The 19,045-nt window shown below is 63.0% G+C and carries 13 protein-coding genes; 5 read left to right on the top strand and 8 right to left on the bottom strand.

From position 1 onward, the window contains the following. Positions 1-69: 69 nt before the first annotated feature. From ASD31_RS04135 to rocF, 5 genes are all read right to left on the bottom strand, one after another. Complete coding sequence (locus tag ASD31_RS04135) at positions 70-873, bottom strand: potassium channel family protein (RefSeq protein WP_056329811.1); 804 nt, start codon at positions 871-873, stop codon at positions 70-72. 103 nt (positions 874-976) lie between these two features. Next, positions 977-1,393, bottom strand: a complete 417-nt coding sequence (locus ASD31_RS04130) for a hypothetical protein (protein ID WP_056329808.1) — start codon at positions 1,391-1,393, stop codon at positions 977-979. Positions 1,394-1,569: 176 nt separating this feature from the next. Further along, positions 1,570-2,049, bottom strand: a complete 480-nt coding sequence (locus tag ASD31_RS04125) for a chemotaxis protein CheW (RefSeq protein ID WP_056329805.1) — start codon at positions 2,047-2,049, stop codon at positions 1,570-1,572. A gap of 279 nt (positions 2,050-2,328) precedes the next feature. After that, on the bottom strand, positions 2,329-3,534 hold the full coding sequence (gene rocD / locus ASD31_RS04120; RefSeq protein WP_056329802.1) for an ornithine--oxo-acid transaminase: 1,206 nt from the start codon (positions 3,532-3,534) through the stop codon (positions 2,329-2,331). A gap of 27 nt (positions 3,535-3,561) precedes the next feature. Then, positions 3,562-4,497 (bottom strand): arginase, encoded by a 936-nt coding sequence (gene rocF / locus ASD31_RS04115; protein ID WP_056329799.1) that lies wholly within the window; start codon positions 4,495-4,497, stop codon positions 3,562-3,564. 147 nt (positions 4,498-4,644) lie between these two features. Here rocF and ASD31_RS04110 point away from each other — a divergent pair, with 147 nt between their 5' ends. Further along, a complete protein-coding gene (locus ASD31_RS04110) occupies positions 4,645-5,079 on the top strand; it encodes an Lrp/AsnC family transcriptional regulator (RefSeq protein WP_056330018.1) in 435 nt (144 codons plus the stop codon). Positions 5,080-5,116: 37 nt separating this feature from the next. Here ASD31_RS04110 and ASD31_RS04105 read toward each other — a convergent pair whose 3' ends face one another. The 3 genes from ASD31_RS04105 to ASD31_RS04095 form a co-directional block, all read right to left on the bottom strand. Further along, positions 5,117-10,831, bottom strand: coding sequence for a translocation/assembly module TamB domain-containing protein (locus ASD31_RS04105; RefSeq protein WP_056329796.1), 5,715 nt, complete (start codon positions 10,829-10,831; stop codon positions 5,117-5,119). Positions 10,832-10,919: 88 nt separating this feature from the next. Beyond that, positions 10,920-12,845 carry an autotransporter assembly complex protein TamA gene (locus ASD31_RS04100; RefSeq protein WP_056329793.1) on the bottom strand — a complete coding sequence of 642 codons (1,926 nt, stop codon included), beginning with the start codon at positions 12,843-12,845 and terminating at the stop codon, positions 10,920-10,922. A gap of 243 nt (positions 12,846-13,088) precedes the next feature. After that, positions 13,089-13,346 carry a YMGG-like glycine zipper-containing protein gene (locus ASD31_RS04095; protein ID WP_056329790.1) on the bottom strand — a complete coding sequence of 86 codons (258 nt, stop codon included), beginning with the start codon at positions 13,344-13,346 and terminating at the stop codon, positions 13,089-13,091. 409 nt (positions 13,347-13,755) lie between these two features. On the opposite strand from ASD31_RS04095, the gene ASD31_RS04090 reads away from it, so the two are divergent. From ASD31_RS04090 to hemA, 4 genes are all read left to right on the top strand, one after another. Next, positions 13,756-14,244, top strand: a complete 489-nt coding sequence (locus ASD31_RS04090) for a (2Fe-2S)-binding protein (protein WP_056329787.1) — start codon at positions 13,756-13,758, stop codon at positions 14,242-14,244. A 169-nt stretch (positions 14,245-14,413) separates the two neighbouring features. Beyond that, positions 14,414-16,762, top strand: a complete 2,349-nt coding sequence (locus ASD31_RS04085; protein ID WP_056329784.1) for a xanthine dehydrogenase family protein molybdopterin-binding subunit — start codon at positions 14,414-14,416, stop codon at positions 16,760-16,762. Positions 16,763-16,775: 13 nt separating this feature from the next. Beyond that, on the top strand, positions 16,776-17,573 hold the full coding sequence (locus ASD31_RS04080; protein WP_056329781.1) for an FAD binding domain-containing protein: 798 nt from the start codon (positions 16,776-16,778) through the stop codon (positions 17,571-17,573). A gap of 227 nt (positions 17,574-17,800) precedes the next feature. Continuing rightward, positions 17,801-19,018: a 5-aminolevulinate synthase gene (gene hemA, locus ASD31_RS04075; RefSeq protein ID WP_056329778.1), complete on the top strand. Its 1,218-nt coding sequence runs from the start codon at positions 17,801-17,803 to the stop codon at positions 19,016-19,018. Positions 19,019-19,045 lie beyond the last annotated feature (27 nt).

Here is a 19,045-nt window from a genome sequence, read left to right as displayed (position 1 = left end):
TGTCCCCGATGCATATTAGCATTCTGTCCCGCGCCTTGTGAATGCCAAATTTGGGCAGATCGGGAGGCGTCAGCTGCCCTCGTCGGGGATGTTGAGGACATGGCCGCAGGCCTTGCAATGCACGGCGTCGGTCTCGTGACGCTGCAGGCCGCATTGCGGGCAGGGGAAGACCACCTTGTGCGGCCGTACGATCGCCTGGGCGAGTCGCACGAACAGCGAGATGCCGAAGATCATGGTGACGATCGAGGTCAGTTTGCCGAGCGTGCCAGGCAGGATGATGTCGCCAAAACCCGTCGTGGTCACGGTCGCGACCGTGAAATAGAGCGCATCGACGAAACCATCGACGCCGGCCTGATGGTAGAAGAACGCCGTGTAGACGAAGCCCGTGACCAGGAACAGGAAGGTCAAGAAGTTGATGCAGGCCCGGATGACATCTTCCCATTCGCCATATCCCGCCCGCTTGATCAGCAGCGCGAAGACCTTGCTCTGGCCGAGCGACCAGATGCGGAAGGCGCGCAGGAAGGCGAAATTGGAAAATTGCGCGGGAAAGAGCAAAGTTGCAAGGATGGCGAAATCCACCCAGGTCATCGGCCGCATCAGCCAGCGCTTGATCGTGGTTGCCATCAGGGCGCGGGCGCCGAGTTCGAAGGCGATCAGGAAGGCGATCACATAGTCGATGACGAGATAGGTGCTGCCTGCGCTGAAATATGGGCCGGCCAGGAAAAACACGATGATGGCGAGATCGACGATCGCCATGCCGATCTGGAAACGGATGGCGCGGGCGCTGGTGCCCAGATAGAGCGGGCGCAACCGGGCGCGAATCCTGTCCAGCGTCAGGCGGGCAGGTTCTGGCAAATCGGTGCGCTCTGTCATGGGTAGGACGTAGTCTGGCGCTGTCGAAGGGTCAAGGTGTCGGGCGCGATCGTTTCAATCCATAAGGGAACCGCCCTTGGAGGGCGGTTCATCGAGTGAGGTATTATTGCTTCTTGGCTTCCGCGGTATCCGTGCGCCCGCTCGGGATGGTGCTGACCGTGGCGGAGACCGGATCGCTTGCCGGAAAGGAACCGTCCAGGCCCGCATCGAGCTCTTCCTCGAGCGTACCTTCGTCGCGGGCCTTGCGCGCGCTTCTCAAGGAAACGACCGCGGGCGACTCTTCGCCGCGCTGGCCCTTTGTGCTGTTGCTGTTGTCGGTCATGGTGTCTTCCTCTGCGTGGAATGTGGCAACCTGCATCATCAGCGCCTTGGCCTTGGAGATGGCGTTGAGGCGATTGAGATCGCTGTCATCGGTGTTCTGCATCTGAACGGAAATCACATCGCCGCCTTCGCCGACGAATTCGACGGTCATTCTGCCGGATGAAGGCTCCGGGAGCACCTGCGTGCCGATTACTTCCATGACAAACAACCTCCGTGAAAACGTTACTGCGGGATAACCGTTTGATGAAGGCTTTGTTCCGTCCGCAGGCGCTTGCCGTGAAACTTCCGCCGCTGGGAGGTACGCGCTCCGGGCAGTCGGTGGCGCAAACGAAAAGGGCGGCCATTTGGCCGCCCTCGATCGGATATTTCGCGCGCTCAGGCGGCGATATCGTCCATCTCGCGGTCCTTGAACATGCGGGCCAGATTGAGGAAGCAGATCATGCCGGTCTCGTTGGCGATGATGCCCTCGGCATAGCTCTTGTCGAAGGAGGTGGTGATTTCCGGAACCGGCTGCACCTGGTTGCCCTGCACGGTGAGAATATCGGATACCCGGTCGACGACGAGGCCGATGACCATATTATGGACTTCGGCGACGACGATGGCGCTGCGCTCGTTGGCAACCGTGCTTTTCATGCCGAGTTTGTGGGCAAGGTCGATGATTGGAATGACGGTGCCGCGCAGGTTCATGACGCCGAGAACCTCGGCCGGCGAGTGCGGGATCGGCGTCGAGGGGGCCCAGCCGCGGATTTCGCGAATGGTCGTCGTCTTGACGCAGAATTCCTGATCGTGAAGGCGAAAGGCGATGATCTCCAGCGTCTCGCCGTCGAAACCCGCCATTTTCAATGCAGTGGTCATCTTCTTTTCCTTCCCGTTGCGGCTTTCGGCCGGGCGTTCTGCCGCGCAGCGCGACGATGTTCCTTCGCTGCATGCAGCATCGGAACGTTTTGTCCCGTGCCTTGCCACGTCAGATAGAGTGTCTGGAATGCCGGCTACATCCGGGCCCGGGCGATGCGTCATGCACGGCGAATGGCCGTTTGCGCCCCGAAAAGAAGCTTATATCAAAAATCGTTAAGAGATGCTTTTTCAGCGCGGGCAAAGTTGCACCGGCCTTTCGCCGGCCGGTGCAGGGGAAAATTAAGCTGAGGCAAGCACGGCCGCGAACTGTTCGACGGCCCAATCGACCTGGCCTTCGGTGATCACCAGCGGCGGGGCGATGCGGATCGTGTCGCCATGGGTATCCTTGGCAAGGATGCCGCGCTGTTTCAGGGCTTCGCAATATTGGCGGGCGCCGCCGGCTTCCGGGACCAGTTCCACCGCCAGCATCAGCCCGCGGCCGCGGACCTCCTTGATGATATTGGAGCGGATATCCTTCAGGCCCGTCTGGAAACGGTCGCCCATGCGGGCGGAATTTCCGATCATGTCCTCCTCGGTCAGAACCTTCAGCGCGGCGCGGGCAATGGCACAGGCGAGCGGATTGCCGCCGAATGTCGAGCCATGCTGGCCAGGCTGCAGAACGCCGAGCACTTCGGAATTGGAAAGTACGGCCGAGACCGGATAGAAGCCGCCGGACAGCGCCTTGCCGATCAGCGTCACATCGGCTTCGATGCCCTCGTGCTCTTCGGCCAGGAGCTTGCCGGTACGGCCAAGGCCGGTCTGGATCTCATCGAGGATCAGCGTGATGCCGTGCCTGGAGCAGAGGGCGCGGACCTCAGGGAAATAGCCCTGCGGCGGGATCAGCACCCCGGCCTCGCCCTGAATCGGCTCGATCAGGAAGGCGACGGTGTTGTTGTTGATCGCGGCGCGGAAGGCCTCGATATCGCCGAAGGGCACGGTCTTGAAACCGGGCGCGAAGGGGCCGAAGCCCGTGCGAGCGTCCGGATCCGTGGAGAAACCGACAATACCCATGGTGCGGCCGTGGAAATTATTCGAGCAGACGATGATCTCGGCGCTGTCTTCCGCCACGCCCTTGACCTCATAGCCCCATTTGCGCACCGCCTTCAACGCGGTTTCCACGGCTTCCGCGCCCGAATTCATCGGCAGGATCTTGTGGCTGCCGGTGAGGGCCGCCAGTTCCTCGTAGAAATGCGCCAACTGGTCGTTGCGGAAGGCGCGCGAGGTCAGCGTCAGCTTCTGGGCCTGTTGCATCATCGCTTCGAGGATTCTTGGATGGCAGTGCCCCTGGTTGACGGCGGAATAGGCCGACAGGCAGTCGAGATAACGGTTGCCGTCGAGGTCCCAGACATAGACGCCCTCGCCGCGCGACAGCACCACGTCGATTGGCTTGTAATTATGGGCGCCCAACCGGTATTCGGTCTCGATCAATGCACTGGTGGTGTTCATGCGGGTTCTCCGGTGGCTCGGGCGGGATCAGGCGCTGCGGGTGGGGCGGTCGAGGACACGGCGCCCGAACAGGCTTGCGGTCAGTTCCACCAGAATACGGGCGCTCTTGCCGCGATCGTCGAGGAAGGGATTGAGTTCGACGAGATCGAGCGAGGACACCAGGCCGCTGTCGCAGAGCAGTTCCATGATCAGATGCGCCTCGCGGAAGGTGGCGCCGCCGGGCACCGTGGTGCCGACACCGGGGGCGAGTTCCGGATCGAGGAAATCGACGTCGAGGCTGACATGCAGGAGGCCGTTCGCCGCTTTGATGGTGGCGATGATCTCGTGCATGATATGGGCCATGCCGGTCTCGTCTATGGCGCGCATGTCGTAGACATTGACGCCATGCGCGGCAATTTCCTCGCGCTCGCGGTCATCGACCGAACGGATGCCGACCTGGAAAACATGCTTCGGATCGACAAAGGGGCGGTTGGCATCGAGGATGGGCGCGAATTCCGCCTGGCCGCAGAAAAAGGCGACGGGCATGCCGTGCATATTGCCGGAGGGCGATGTTGACGGCGAATTGAAATCCGCGTGCGCATCGAGCCAGAGCACGAAAAGCGGGCGTCCCTGTTCGGCTGCATAACGCGCCATGCCGGAGACCGAACCCATGGAGAGCGCGTGATCACCGCCAAGGATGAGCGGGAACTTGCCGCTGCGGGCTGCGTCATGAACGGCACCATCGAGCGCGCGGGTCATCGCCGCCACGACCTGCAGATTGTTGGCGCCGGGATGGTTGGCAAGGTCGCGGGCCGGAATGGGTTCGAGGTCGCCGTCATCCGCGATGCTGTGGCCAAGGGCGGCGAGGATCGTGTCGATGCCGGCGATGCGCAGGGCCATCGGCCCCATCGCCGCGCCGCGCCGGCCGCTGCCCTCTTCGAGCGGAGCGCCGATCAGCGCGATGTTCTTCTTGTTGTCAGCCATGGATTTCCCCGCAAGGTGCGTGATGCCGGTTTGCCCGGTTTATGGCGGGAGTATCGCGGTTTCAGATGTTGGCAAATAGATGGAAAACTGGCAGATAGGCGGTGATTATCGACATTATGAGAAGCGTGGATAGCCATTGTGATAAGCCTGGATGATCTCGACCATGCCCTGATCAGTGCCCTCAGGCACAATGCCCGCACGCCGGTCTCCTCGCTTGCCGCCTCGACCGGGGCATCGCGGGCGACGGTGGCGGCGCGCATCGACCGGCTGGTTTCGTCCGGCACGATCGCCGCCTTCACGATCCGCACCGGCGCCGAGCTTGCCGGCAGCGGCGTGCGGGCGATCGTCATGATCGAGGTTCATGGAAAGATGGCCGATCGTGTGGCCGCCCAGATGCGCGGCTTGCCGCAGGTGCGGGCCCTGCATTCGACCAATGGCCGCTGGGATTTCATCGCCGAGCTGGAGGACAAGGACCTTGGCAGTTTCGACGAGACGCTGCGCCGCATCCGGCTGATCGACGGCATCAACCTGACGGAAACCAATATCCTCCTGAAGACCAGCAAGATCTCGGCGGCGCTCTGACACGCCGCCTATTGACCCGGTCGTCATAATTGCGGGGTCAATATTCCTTTTCGTAGAAGATGCCGCCGCCTGCACCATCGCTGCCGGCTTCGCCGCGCAATTTTATGCCACGGCCGACATCGAGATTGATGATCGCCTTGCCGCCCCCGGCTTCCGAGCCGGACTGCAGCTCCAGATAGGTGCGGTCGTTCAGATATTTGCCGGCGGTTACCGTGGCGCCGCCAGTGGCGTCGGTGGAGATGTCGAGATCGTCGACGCCGAGCTGGTTGCGCAATCCGTCGAGAAGCGAATTGGAGCCGCCGCCGGCAAGCTGGCTGACGGCGCTTGCCAATTGCGCGACCTGCAAGGCGGAGAGCCTGGACAGCGACCGGTTGAAGATCAGCTGTGCCAGGATTTCATCCTGCGGCAGGGCGGGCGACGAACTGAAGGTGACCGCCGGATTGTTGGCGGGGCCGGCGACATTGACGGTGATCGTCGTCGAGCCGGCGGTAGAGGTGGCGTCGAGGTCGAGCGTCGGGGTCAGATTTCCGCCGAAGGAGATCGTGCCCTCGGTAAAGTTCAGGCGTTTTCCGAGGATTTCCAGCCGCCCGCGACGCATCTCGAAGGCGCCCGAAACGACCGGCTGTGCCGCCGTACCCCGGATGACCAGGTCGCCGCCCAGCTCCGCATCGATGCCACGACCGCGCACGAACAATTGCGACGGTGCGCTAACGGCCAGATCGAAGCCGATGCCGCCGCTCTTGGCGCCGCCGCTGCTCGGCGTATCCCCGCGGATATTCGCCTGCATCCGCAGCACGGCGGGCGGCGCGTTCCTGTGCTTGATGTTGATCTCCGACAGCGAGGCGGGAAGTTTCTCCGGTATGGTGATCGCTGCCCGCTCGATGGTGACTTTTCCGCCCAACACCGGCGTTGCGGTAAGCGAGCCGGTCAGCGTCAGCGTGCCGTCGAGATTGGCGGTGAACAGGCTGCCATCGGCATAGGTGGCGCTGTCGAGGCGGATCGTCAGATCGGCGGGGTAGCCCGAACCGGGAGCTATGCCGATCGTGCCGCCGACCGTGACGGAGCCGCCACTGGCGAACCTGCCCGACAGGCTGCGGATGGTTGCCGTCTGTCCATCCAGCACGACGGTGCCGGCAAGTCCGGTGAGGGCCAGATTGTGCCGGACATCGACGAAGCGGGCACCCGCAGTGGAGATCGTTCCGGCGATCCTGGGTGCCGAGGCGGAGCCGGTGATCGAGAGATCGACATCGGCGGCGCCGGTCAGGGTGAAGCCCTGCTGTGAAAGCAGGCCGGCTGCCAGTGCGAAGGGCAGGTCGCCTGAAAGTTTCATGTCGATCGGCCTGTCGCCGCCCAGGCCAACCCTGCCGTTGCCGGTGAAGGAAAGGCCGCCGCCGCCGCTGATCGTGGTATCCACCGTCACGCTGTTATCGGCGAACCTGCCCCTGGCGCCGATGTCGAGCGAACCAATGCCGGCGGAGCGGGTTTGCGCCACCATGGCATCGGCCCAGCGCAGATCATAGCCGACGACCGGAGCCGATGGACTGCCCGTCACATCGAGCGTGCCGCTGATGGAGCCACCGGCGCCAAGAGCCGGCGCAAAACCATTGGCCAGCTCGGCGGGAAGAGCCTTGAGGGTGGCGTCGATATCCAGTCTTTCGCCGATCGTCCCGGTCGCGGTGATCGAACCGCCGGATGCGGCGATGGCCAGTCCCTCGATGCTGACCGTTCCGTTGGTGATGGAAATGGTCGTCGGAGCCGACAGCTTCACCGGTATTTTCCGTGGTGCGGCGGAAAAGGACTGGAGATCGACCACAGTCTTGCCGGCACCGGTGCGGATGGCAGCGCGCAGGGAAAGCGGCGCGCCGTCATAGGTGCCGTCGAGCGTCACATCGGTCGTCTCAGCCTGCTGGGCGAAATCGAGCTTCAGGTCGCTGACGCGGTTCTGCCCCGACGCGAATGTCTCGACCGACAAATTGCCCTTGACGGCCAGCGCCTTGAGGTCGGCGATGGTGATATCGGCGACCGGTCGGGTGATGACGAAGTCGCCGCGCCTGATGCCGGAGCCGCTTGCCTTCAGGGCGAGGGAGGTCTGGCCGCCGTCGCTTGCTATGGTTGCCGAGCCGGCGAGATCGCCGGAGGCTTTTTCGCCGGCCATTGCGGCCAGCAGCGCCACATCGGGGAAGTCGAAGGAGATCGACCCTTTCGGCAGAAAATCGCTGGTGAATTCAAACGCGCCGTTCAGGGTGTTTTCGCCGATCCGCACATCGAGAACCGGCACGCTCGTGCGCCCCTCAGTGGAAACGAGATCGACCTTCACATTGATTGCCTGACCGTCGAGCGCGCCGGTGGCGACGATCTTGGCTTGCGGGCTCTTGGGGTTGGCTGTCGCGTCCGCCGTCAATTGCAGGTCGCTCAGCGTCCGGCCGGCAAGTGTGGCGCCGCTGGACGCAAGCTCAGCCTTGACGGCAAGGTTGTCGAGCGGCCCGGTGGCGTCGATCTCGAAGCTCGCCTGGCCGCTGGCATCGGACAGGACCTTGCCAAGATCGGGCAGGGTGCCGGTCAGCGCGGCGGTCAGGTTTTCCGCTTTCAGCGCAACAGTACCCGCAGCCATCACCGTGCCCGACGCCACTTTCAAATCCGTGACATCGACAGCGCCTTCCGGTCCGGTTGTGAGCTTGCCGCTGATCTCCACCGGTGCATCGAATTTCGGGGCGATGGCGGCGGGGAGCGCCTCGGGGCGGGCGGTGAGCGTGAAGAGAGTGTTCAGCGAATTGCCGGCAAGGGTGAACGCGCCGGAAAGCGTGCCGTCGAGATTGACGCTGGCAAGGGTGAGGGGATCGAAGCGGATGGCGTCCGGCGAGATGTCGAGCGTGGTGGCGATCTCGAGCGGCCCTTTGACGAGCCTGTCGAGATCGGCATTGTTCAGCTGCGTCGCGCCGGCCTTGACGGTGGTCGCGATCTTTCCGGAACGGGTTGTCAGGTTGAAGGCGTCGCCATGGGCGGAAAGTTCGATCGCCCCGGCGCGTCCCTGCGGCAGCGACAATTCGCCGATCCGTGCCTCAAGGTCGAGAATGGCCGACTGGAGATCGCCCTTTACCGAGAGAGTGCCGGTGTCGAGACGGATGCGGGCCTCGCCGCCGGCGAGCGGCAGGCGATTGTCCAGAGCGGTGAATTCGGCGGTGAGGTCGAGCGTCTGTCCGGCGCTGCCATTGAGTGTTACCGTGCCGCCGGAAGCGGCGATCGTCAGTTGATCGAGACTGACCGCGCCATCGCCGATGACGATCCTTGCGGGCGCGGCAAGTTCGAGCGGGGCCTTGCTCGGTGCTGCCGAAAAGGCATCGAGATCGATCACCGTCTTTCCTGCTGCTATTTCCAGGGCGCCTCGCGCCAGGAGCGGGGCATCGTCATAGCTGCCGTCGAGGGAGAATTTCGTGGCGGCGCCCTGCCGGTCGAAGCCGAGCGTCAGTCCGGCGAGTTTCGCATTGCCTTGCGCAATGGACGCGGCGGTGACGCTGCCTTTGACGGCAAGGGCTTGCAGATCGGCGATGGTGAGATCGGCGGCGGGCTTGGTGATGACGAGGTCACCGCGCTGGAGCGTGGCGCCATTTGCTTTGATCGCGACCGAGGTGATGCCATTTTCGGTGGCGATGCTGGCCGAGCCTGCGAGATCGCCGGATGCGGTCTGGCCGGCCAATGCGGCAAGCAGACCGATATTTGGGAGGTTGAAGGCCAGCGATCCGTTCGGCTGGAAATCCTCGGTGAAATCCAGCGACCCCCTCAGCACGTTCTGGCCGATCGTTGCCTCGAGCGACGGCAGGCTCATCGTGCCCTTTGCCGAGGCGATCTCGGCCCTGGCGTCGATCGCCTGGCCGTCCAGTGTTCCGGTGGCGGTCAGCGTGGCGGTCGGCCCGTTCTGGCCGATGACGCCATCGGCATTGACCGAGAGGTCGTTGAGGCTGCGGCCGGCCAGCGTCGCGTCGCTGGCGGTCACTTCCGCCTTGACGCCGAGCGCCTCCAGCGGTCCGTCGATATCGACGCTGAAGGCCGCCGCGCCACTGGCGTTCTCCAAAAATTTTCCGATCTGCGGCACGGTGCCGGTGACGGCCGCCGTCAGATTGCCCGTTTCGAGCGTTGCCGAACCGGCAGCCTCGATCGTTCCGGAGGTGAGGGTAAGATCGCTTACCGCGACGGTGCCGTCGGTGCCGGTGGAGAGCTTGCCATCGAGCGCGATGGTCGTATCGAATTTCGATGCCAGCGCAGGCGGCAGGATGGCGGGCATGCCGAAAATCTTGAAGGCGGTTGCGACCGTGCCTTCCGCCAATGTGTAAGCGCCGGTCAGCGTGCCGCCGATACTGGCGCTCTCCAAGGTCACCGGATCGAAGGAGACGGTTTCCGGGGTTAGCGAGAGCGTGCCGGCAAGCGTGACCGGGCCTTTGACCAGCCGGTCGATATTGGCATCGACGAAGCGCGTGGCGCCGGTCGATAGGGTGGTCTGCAGCAACCCGGTGCGCGTCGAGAGATTGAAGGCGTCGCTGAAGGCATGGAGCGTGATCACGTCGATCTCGCCCTGCGGAAGCACCGCCCTGCCGATCTCGGCGCCGATGTCGAGAACCGTGCTCCGGGCATCGCCGATCAGCGAGGCGCTGGCGGAATTGATTGCCAGTTGTGCCTCGCCCTTTTCCAGCGGCAGGCGGAAATCGATCGGGCCGTTCTTGCCGGCGAGGCGTGCCTGCAGGTCGTTTACGCCTGAAGTGCTGTAGGTGCCGGAGGCCGATAGCTCCAGGGCGCCGGTCGAAAGCCGGCCCTTCTCTATGCGAATGGACTTGCCGCCCTCGAAGGCGGCAGCAAGGTCAATCTCCGTCGTGCCATCGAACAGGGGCCTGAAGGCGGCGGGCAGGAGGCCGCTGAAGGTTCCGCCACCCTTCAGCGAGAGGCTGCGCTGTCCGTCCGAGGCAAGTGTATGGCGGCCGTCCAGTTTCAGGATTTCATCGCCATCGAGGGCGGCGGTCGCGGTGCCGCTCCAGTTGGAGAGCGGACCTTCTCCCGTCACTTTGGCGCTGACGGCCGGCTCGCCCGGCAGGCGCATGGCCTTGGCGAGCAACCCGCCCTTCGGCTCGTCGATTTCGGCCTCCAGTTTCAGTGCATTGGCGGCCGGATCGAAGATGATATCAGCGATCGTCTTGGCGTCGGGCCGGTCGCGCTGGGCGACGGCGAGGGCGGCGGCGATGCTGGCATTGGTGGCGTCGAACTTGCCCTGCGCGCTCAGGAACTGGTCCGCGCCGGCAATGTCTTTGCCGATGACGATCTCCTTCAGGTCGAAGGCGTCTATCCTGATATCGAGCGGCAGCGCGAAGGTCTGGCGGACCTCCCGGGTTTCCTGCGAGGGGATAGGCAGCCGTTCCAGGCGAACCGATCCGGCTGCCAGCGACGAGGCGTCGAAGCGGGAGGAGAAAAGTGCGGTCGGCGACCAGTCGATGGCGACGTCGCGGATTTCCGCATAGATGCCCTTGCTGTCGAACAGCGTGACGCTGGAGGCGGTAAAATCACCGGTCAGGAGGGCGCTCGGATCGTTGATGCGGACGATCTGGTCCGGCGTCGAGGCATATTTCTCGATGAGCACTGCCACAAGGCGCGCGCCGGGCGCGGTGAAGCCGGCAAAGAGAACGAAAAGCAAGACGGCGACGAGGCCGAATCCCAGCCCATAGGCAAGCCAACGCAGCGCGGTTTTCAGAAAAGAGAGCAAATGATTCATGCTTCATCCATAGCGCAGATTGCGTTGCGGCGGAATTGATGGTCTCCGAAGCCGGCCTGCCAGGCGGCTTCGGACGGTCGCCGTGCCCTCAGAAAGACTGGCCGATGCCGGCATAGATGCCGTAGCGCGTGCCGCCCGGATAGGCGTTGAGCGGCAGCGCGACATCCAGCCGGATCGGCCCGAACGGCGTATTGTAGCGCAGGCCGAGGCCGGCGCCGGCGCGGATATCGGAAAAGTCCGGCGCGGTCTTGGCGGAGACGGTTCCGATATCGACGAAGGGTACGAGACCGATCTTTTCGGTGATGCCGATACGCGCCTCGACCGTCGCGCTGACATAGGAACGGCCCCCAAGAATGTCGTTGTCATCGTTGCGCGGGCTGATTTCCTGATAGGAATAGCCGCGCACGGTGCCGCCGCCGCCGAGATAGAAGCGCCGATTGGCGGGAATGGAGGCAAGGCCGCTGCCGCCGACGAGAACGCCCGCGCCAAGCCGACCGGCGAGCACGAAGCGGTCCTCCTCGCCGAAGCCGTAGTAGACGGCCGCCGAACCCTCGAACGAGCTGAAGAAGGTCTCGCCGTTGATCTCGTAGCTCGGCTTGGCATTGATCGAGGCGCGGTAGCCTTCGGTCGCGTTCAGCTTGTTGTCGCGGGTGTCGCGGACATATTCGATCGGGATCGACGCGGTCAGATATTCATTGTTGCCGAAGGCATCCTCGACATCCGCCCACTGGACCTCCCCGCCGGCCGAGAGCGTGTCGAAATCAGACAGTTCGAGGGTGACACCGGCCGCGCCGGTAAAGATCGTCGCCTTGTAGGCATCGGGATCGAGAAGCTGGGCCTTCAGGCTGGCATTGAAGGCGGTGGTCGGACCAAAGGCGCCCGGCTTGGTAAAGAGCAGGCCTGCCGAATAATCGAGATCGCCGACATCCGTGGTCTCGCCGATCCGGCTTACCGATCCTTCCAGGCGCAGCGATTCGGCCCGGCCGAAGAGATTGCGGTGGCCCCAATAGCCCTGGATTCCGAAGCCGTCGGTGGTCGAATATTGGGCGCCGGCCCCGAAATAGCGATGCTTGCCTTCCGAGACCTCGATGGTCATCGGGATGCTGCCGTCCGGCGCCAGGCGATCGTCTTCCTTGATGGTGATGCTGGAAAAGACGCCGAGCTGGCGCAGCCGCTCGGAGGCCTTGCGCAGATCCTCGGGCGAATAGGGCTGGCCATTGTTGAGGCGCGAATAATCGGCGACGAACAATGGATCGACGGTCCGGGTGCCGACGACGGTTACCGCCCCCACCGGCGCGATCGGTCCACCTTCAGCGGCGATGGTGACATCCACTTCGTCCGTGGCATGGTCTGCGACGGCGGTACGCTCGGTCAGGCGGGCAAGCGGCCGGCCCTCTTCCTTGAGATCCTCGACGACCTTTTCGCCGGCCTTGATGATGAGGGTGGATTTGGCCGGTTCCCCGGTCTTCAGATATTCCTCCGGCCTTCGTCCGACCGCGTCTCCCTTGAGGACGACATCGTCGAGGTTGAAGACGGGGCCAGGCGTGACGGTGATTTCGACGGGAACCGGCGCGCCATCCGGAAAGTCCGGATCGGGCGGCAGCGTATCGATATCCCTGCCATTGACCCGGACCTCGACGATGCCGCCATAGCGGGCCTGTTCGTAGAGGGCGGCCAGCAGACGGTCGCGGTCGTCGCGCGCCCGGATCACAAGGCCGAGATCGCCGGAAACCGGCCTGTCCTTGTCCTGGAAGAGGCGGGAGCTGTTTTCCAGCGTTTCCCTGAGTTCGTCGTCGCCAGTGCCTTCGCTCAGCGTCAGGCTGTACTCGACGGGATCGACGACGGGGGTGGTGTCCTCCTCGCCTTCGAAGAAGCGCATGCCGAATATCTTGAAGGCGTGGGCGTCGGTCGCGGGCAGCAGCGCTCCGCATGCGGTGAGAACGGTAACCGCAAAGGCGGCGCCGGCCCTGCGATACGCAACACTCATGATCGGCAGACGCATTCGTTTCCGCATTCGCTGTTCAGGCCACTTCAGCAATCCGCCCACCGACACGGCAGGAGCACCATTCCACGACAAGTTCGTTCTTCATCGGCGGCGACACTACACAGCATTGGCCGGTTGATGAAGGCGCGGGCGCGATTTTATCGAAAAACGCTCGCCTGTGTGACACGCGGGAAACAGAAGGCCCCGGATCGCTCCGGGGCCTGGGCAGAATTTTCCGGCTGCGAGCGCATCGCCGGCATTGTCTTGTGCGGATCAGCGCGGGCAATCGTCGATATAGCGGCGGCCGTAGCGGTCGCGGTAGTAGCACTGGCCCGGCTGTTCCGAGACATGGCCGATGACGGCGCCGGACACACCGCCGATTGCGGCACCAACGGCCGCACCGCGCACGTCGCCGGTGATTGCGCCGCCGATAATGGCGCCGGAGACGGCGCCGATGCCGGCGCCCTTTTCAGTCTGCGTGCAACTCGCGACGGACAGAGCGAGTAGGATAAGCGCAACAGCTTTTTTCATTTGGTTCTCCAATCTGGACGCGAGAACTCAAATCTCCGCCGTCCGTTTCCCCGAATATGGAAGATGGACATGAGGCCCCCTCCGGTCGAACTTGCACTCGAAAGATAAATGGCCGCCTGTGAAAGTCCACACAGATATGCCGCAATTCATCTTCTTCGCAAGACAAGCCCATTGAAGCTGAACGGAAGCTGAAAGCGCTGTTCCCCGCGTCACAGGCGGCGAGATTTTTTGCAGGAATTGAAAGTAGCGGTTGCGGGGATGAGAAAAAAATCAAATGATGGCGGGGCCGCGATGCCTTGAGGAGGGTTTTCGCGGCAGAGGCATAAAGAGTTGACGCGGTTCTGTCGCGGAACGAGTTTACCTGCCCGACAGCCGCTCGCATTGGCAAGACCAATCTTGGAGGAGCGAGATGGCAAAAGTGAAAATGACGGTCAATGGCCGGCAGGTCGGCAGCGATTGCGAGGATCGCACGCTTCTCGTGCATTTCCTTCGCGAAAACCTGGCGCTCACCGGAACCCATGTCGGCTGCGACACCACCCAATGCGGCGCCTGCGTCGTGCATATGGATGGCCGGTCGGTGAAAAGCTGCACCATTCTTGCAGCCCAGGCGGCGGGGTCTTCGATCACCACCATCGAGGGAATGGCGAAGGACGGCGAGCTTCATCCGGTCCAGGCGGCCTTCAAGGCCAATCATGGCCTGCAATGCGGCTTCTGCACGCCGGGCATGGTGATGACCGCCGACGACATGATCCGTCGGCATGGCGCCAATCTCGATGAGGCGACGGTGCGCGCGGAACTCGACGGCAATATCTGTCGATGCACCGGCTATCACAATATCGTCAAATCGATCTTGGCCGCCGCGCAGGAAATGCGCGCCGTGCCACAGGCAGCTGAGTGAGGAAGTGAGTAGTGAATAGTGAGCAGGAATTAGTGGAAGACCTGGTAGATGCCAGGAAATCCCGCCCGCCCTGCTGCCGCTATCAACTACTCACTACTCACTACTCACTACTCACTACTCACTACTCACTACCACCACTATTTGCTATTCCACCGGGAGGAGATGACGCATGGGTGTCGAAGGCATTGGCGCAAGCGTTGCGCGTAAGGAAGACAAGCGGTTTCTGACCGGCAAGGGCCGCTACACGGACGATATGAGCGTTCCGGGGATGAAATATGCGTTCTTCGTCCGCAGCCCCCATGCCCATGCCCGCATCAAAAGCATCGACCTGTCGGCGGCCAGCGACATGCCGGGTGTCATCGGTATTCTGGAAGGCAAGCAATTGCAGGCCGATGCCATCGGCAACATCATCTGCGGCTGGATGATCCATTCGAAGGACGGCTCGCCCATGAAGATGGGCGCCTGGCGGCCGCTGGCGCATGAAACCGTGCGCTATGTCGGCGATGCCGTGGCCATCGTCGTTGCCGACAGCCTCGGCGAGGCGCGCGATGCGGCCGAAGCCGTTGTGGTCGATTACGAAGTGCTGCCGGCGGTGACTGAGGCGCTCCAGGCGCTGGAGGCGGGCCAGCCGCAACTGCACCCGGAGGCGCCGAACAATCTGATCTTCGACTGGCAGATCGGCGATGGTGCTGCCACTGACAAGGCGATCGGCGAAGCGGCGCATGTGACGGAAATAACCCTCCGCAACAACCGGCTTGCTCCCAATCCGATGGAGCCGCGGGCGACGCTCGGCATCTACGACAGCGCCGAGGATCACTATACCTGCTACACGACCAGCCAGAACCCGCATGTGGCACGACTGGTGATGAGCGCCTTCTACAATGTCGCGCCGGAAAACAAGCTGCGGGTGATCGCGCCGGATGTCGGCGGCGGCTTCGGCTCGAAGATCTATATCTATCCGGAGGAAATCGTCTGTCTCTGGGCGTCGAAGAAGACCGGCGTTCCGGTGAAATGGACCTGCGACCGCACCGAGGCTTTTCTCACCGATGCCCATGGCCGCGACCATGTCTCGACGGTGAAGATGGCCTTCGACCGGGATCATCGCATCATCGGGCTGAAGGTCGATACGATCGCCAATCTCGGCGCCTATATGTCGCTGTTTTCGTCGGCCGTACCGACCTATCTCTATGCGACGCTGCTGTCCGGCCAATATGCTATTCCAGCGATCCACGCCAATGTCCGCACGGTCTATACCAATACGGTTCCGGTCGATGCCTATCGCGGTGCCGGCCGGCCGGAGGCGACCTATCTGCTTGAGCGCACCATGGAGACGGCGGCCCGCGAACTGGGCGTGTCTCCGGCTGAACTCAGGCGAAAGAATTTTGTCCGGACCTTCCCCTACCAGACGCCGGTGATCATGAACTACGATGCCGGCGACTACGAGGCATCGCTGGAGGCGGCGATGGCGAGCGCCGACTGGAACGGCTTTGCCGCCCGCAAGGCGGAGGCGGCGGGGCGTGGCATGAAACGTGGTATCGGCATGAGCTGCTATATCGAGGCCTGCGGCATTGCGCCGTCGGCGGCGGTCGGCTCGCTCGGCGCCGGCGTCGGCCTGTGGGAATCGGCCGAAGTGCGGGTCAATGCGGTCGGCACGATCGAGGTGATGACCGGCTCGCACAGCCATGGCCAGGGCCACGAGACGACCTTTGCCCAGCTGATCGCCGATCGGTTCGGCATTCCGATCGACAATGTCAACATCGTCCACGGCGATACCGACAAGGTGCAGATGGGCATGGGCACCTATGGTTCACGCTCCGGCGCCGTTGGGATGTCGGCGGTCGTCAAGGCGCTGGACAAGGTGGAGGCCAAGGCCAAGAAGATCGCCGCCCATCTGATGGAGGCCGACGAAAGCGACATCGTCATCGAGAATGGCGAGCTGAAGGTGGCGGGCACCGACAAGACATTGCCCTGGTTCCAGGTGGCGCTGGCCGCCTATACCGCCCACAATCTGCCGCCGGGCATGGAACCGGGCCTGAAGGAAGGGGCCTTCTACGATCCCTCCAATTTCACCTTCCCGGCCGGATGCTATATCTGCGAGGTCGAGGTCGACCCGGAAACCGGCAAGACCGAGATCGTCCAGTTCGTCGCCGCCGACGATTTCGGCAATATCATCAATCCGATGATCGTCGAAGGCCAGGTGCATGGCGGCATCGCGCAAGGGGTCGGCCAGGCCCTGCTCGAAAATGTCCACTACGATCCGCAGAACGGCCAGCTGATCACCGCGAGCTACATGGATTACGCCATGCCGCGCGCAGATGACCTGCCCTCGTTCAAGCTGTCGCACCAGAACACGCCGTGCCCATCCAATCCGCTGGGGATCAAGGGCTGCGGCGAGGCGGGCGCTATCGGTTCGCCGCCGGCGCTGATGAACGCCATCACCGACGCGATCGGCAACAACGACCTGACGATGCCGGCGACCCCGCAAAAGGTCTGGTCCGCGCTCAACGCCGCCAATTGAGGGAGGAGTGACCATGTACGAGACCAATTATCATCGCGCATCCTCTGTCGAGGACGCGGTCCGGCTGAAATCCTCCGCCGAAGAGGGCAAATATCTGGCCGGCGGCATGACGCTGATCGCCACCATGAAACAGCGGCTGGCGGCGCCCGGCGATCTCGTCGATATCCGCCATATTGCCGGGTTGAAATTCATCTCCGTCACCGGCCGGAGCGTGCGCATCGGCGCGGCGACGACGCATTACGATGTCGCGTCGTCGCCGGAACTCAAGGCGATCTGTCCGGCGATCTGCGATCTCGCCCATCATATCGGCGACCCGCATGTCCGCCATATGGGCACGATCGGCGGCTCGGTGGCCAACAACGACCCGGCGGCCGACTATCCGGCAGCACTTCTCGCCCTTGATGCGGTGATCGTCACCAATCAGCGTGAGATCGGTGCGGCGGATTTCTTTACCGGCCTGTTCGAGACCGCACTGGAGGAAGGCGAAATGATCGTGGCCATCGCCTTCGAGGCACCGGAAAGGGCGGCCTATGCGAAGTTCCGCAATCCAGCCTCGCGCTATGCGATGACCGGCGTGTTTGTTGCCCGGCGCGACAGCGGCGATGTGCGGGTGGCGGTGACCGGCGCCGGGGCCGACGGGGTCTTTCGCCATGCCGGGATGGAGGCGGCGCTTGCCCAGAACTGGTCGCCGGATGCGCTTTCCGGCGCCACCACCGATCCCGCCGATCTCCTGTCCGATCTCCATGCCAGCTCCGAATATCGTGCGCAGCTGGTCAAGGTCATGGCCAAACGGGCCGTGGCGGCGGCATGAGGGGATTGCCGCTGATTTCCTGAAACTGATGAACGGGGGCGGAGCGGTCCGTCGCCGTTTCTCGCGTCTTGACTCGAACCGCGCCGGGTGGAATGAAACCCGGACGGTTAGTTTGGAATCGTTCCAAAATCAGAGGCCTTTTGCCGCAGGTGGCCGCCTCACGCCCTTCAAGGGTTGACGCCAATCCGCTTTGGTACAAAAAAGACGGCAAGGTTCTGGAGACAATGATGGATTTCGAGAGTTTCTTCAAAGGCGAGTTGGACGGTCTGCATCAGGAAGGCCGATACCGGGTTTTTGCCGATCTGGAGCGCCAGCGCGGCCAGTTTCCCAAGGCAACCCGCTACAATGCGGCCGGCGAAAAGCAGGATGTCACCGTCTGGTGTTCCAACGACTATCTTGGCATGGGCCAGCATCCCAAGGTCACCGAGGCGATGAAAACCGCCATCGACCAGTGTGGCGCGGGTGCGGGAGGCACCCGGAATATTTCTGGCACCAATCATTACCATGTTCTTCTCGAGCGTGAGCTTGCCGACCTGCACGGCAAGGAATCTGCACTTTTGTTCACCTCCGGCTATGTGTCCAACTGGGCGGCACTCGGAACGCTCTGTTCGAAGATCCCCGGCGTTATCGTCTTTTCGGACGCCGCCAACCATGCCTCGATGATCGAGGGTATCCGCCATTCCAAATGCGAGCGGGTGATCTTCAAGCATAATTCGGTCGCCGACCTCGAAGCCAAGCTGATGGCCGCCGATCCGCGCGCACCAAAACTCATTGCCTTCGAATCGGTCTATTCGATGGATGGCGATATCGCGCCGATCAAGGAAATCTGCGATCTCGCCGACAAATATGGCGCCATGACCTATCTCGACGAAGTGCATGCCGTGGGCATGTACGGGCCGCGCGGCGGCGGCATTGCCGAGCGCGAAGGCCTGATGCACCGCCTGACCGTCATCGAGGGAACGCTCGGCAAGGCCTTCGGCGTCATGGGCGGCTATATCGCTGCCTCGACGGCGCTCTGCGATTTCATCCGCTCCTTCGCCTCCGGCTTCATCTTCACGACAGCCTTGCCGCCAACGCTGGCCGCCGGCGCCGTCGCCTCGATCCGGCATCTGAAGGAAAGCCAGGTCGAGCGCCTGGCACATCAGGAACGGGTTCGCCGGCTGCGCGGTCTGCTCGACAGGAACGGCATTCCGCATCTGAACAATCCGAGCCATATCGTGCCGGTGATCGTCGGCGATGCCGCCAAGTGCAAATGGATTTCCGACCTGCTGCTCGACAATTGCGGCGTCTATGTCCAGCCGATCAATTACCCGACAGTGCCGAAGAACACCGAGCGCCTGCGCATCACGCCGACGCCGCTGCATTCGGATGCCGATATGGATCATCTGGTCGGCGCCCTGCACCAGCTCTGGTCGCGCTGCGCGCTTGCCCGGGCCGTTGCATAGGCTGAAATTGCTGTCTTGATTGCATTG

This window comes from Rhizobium sp. Root482, assembly GCF_001426565.1.
Classification (GTDB): domain Bacteria; phylum Pseudomonadota; class Alphaproteobacteria; order Rhizobiales; family Rhizobiaceae; genus Pararhizobium.
Note: the sequence above shows the minus strand (reverse complement) of the source record. Positions and strands in the feature narration are given on the sequence as shown.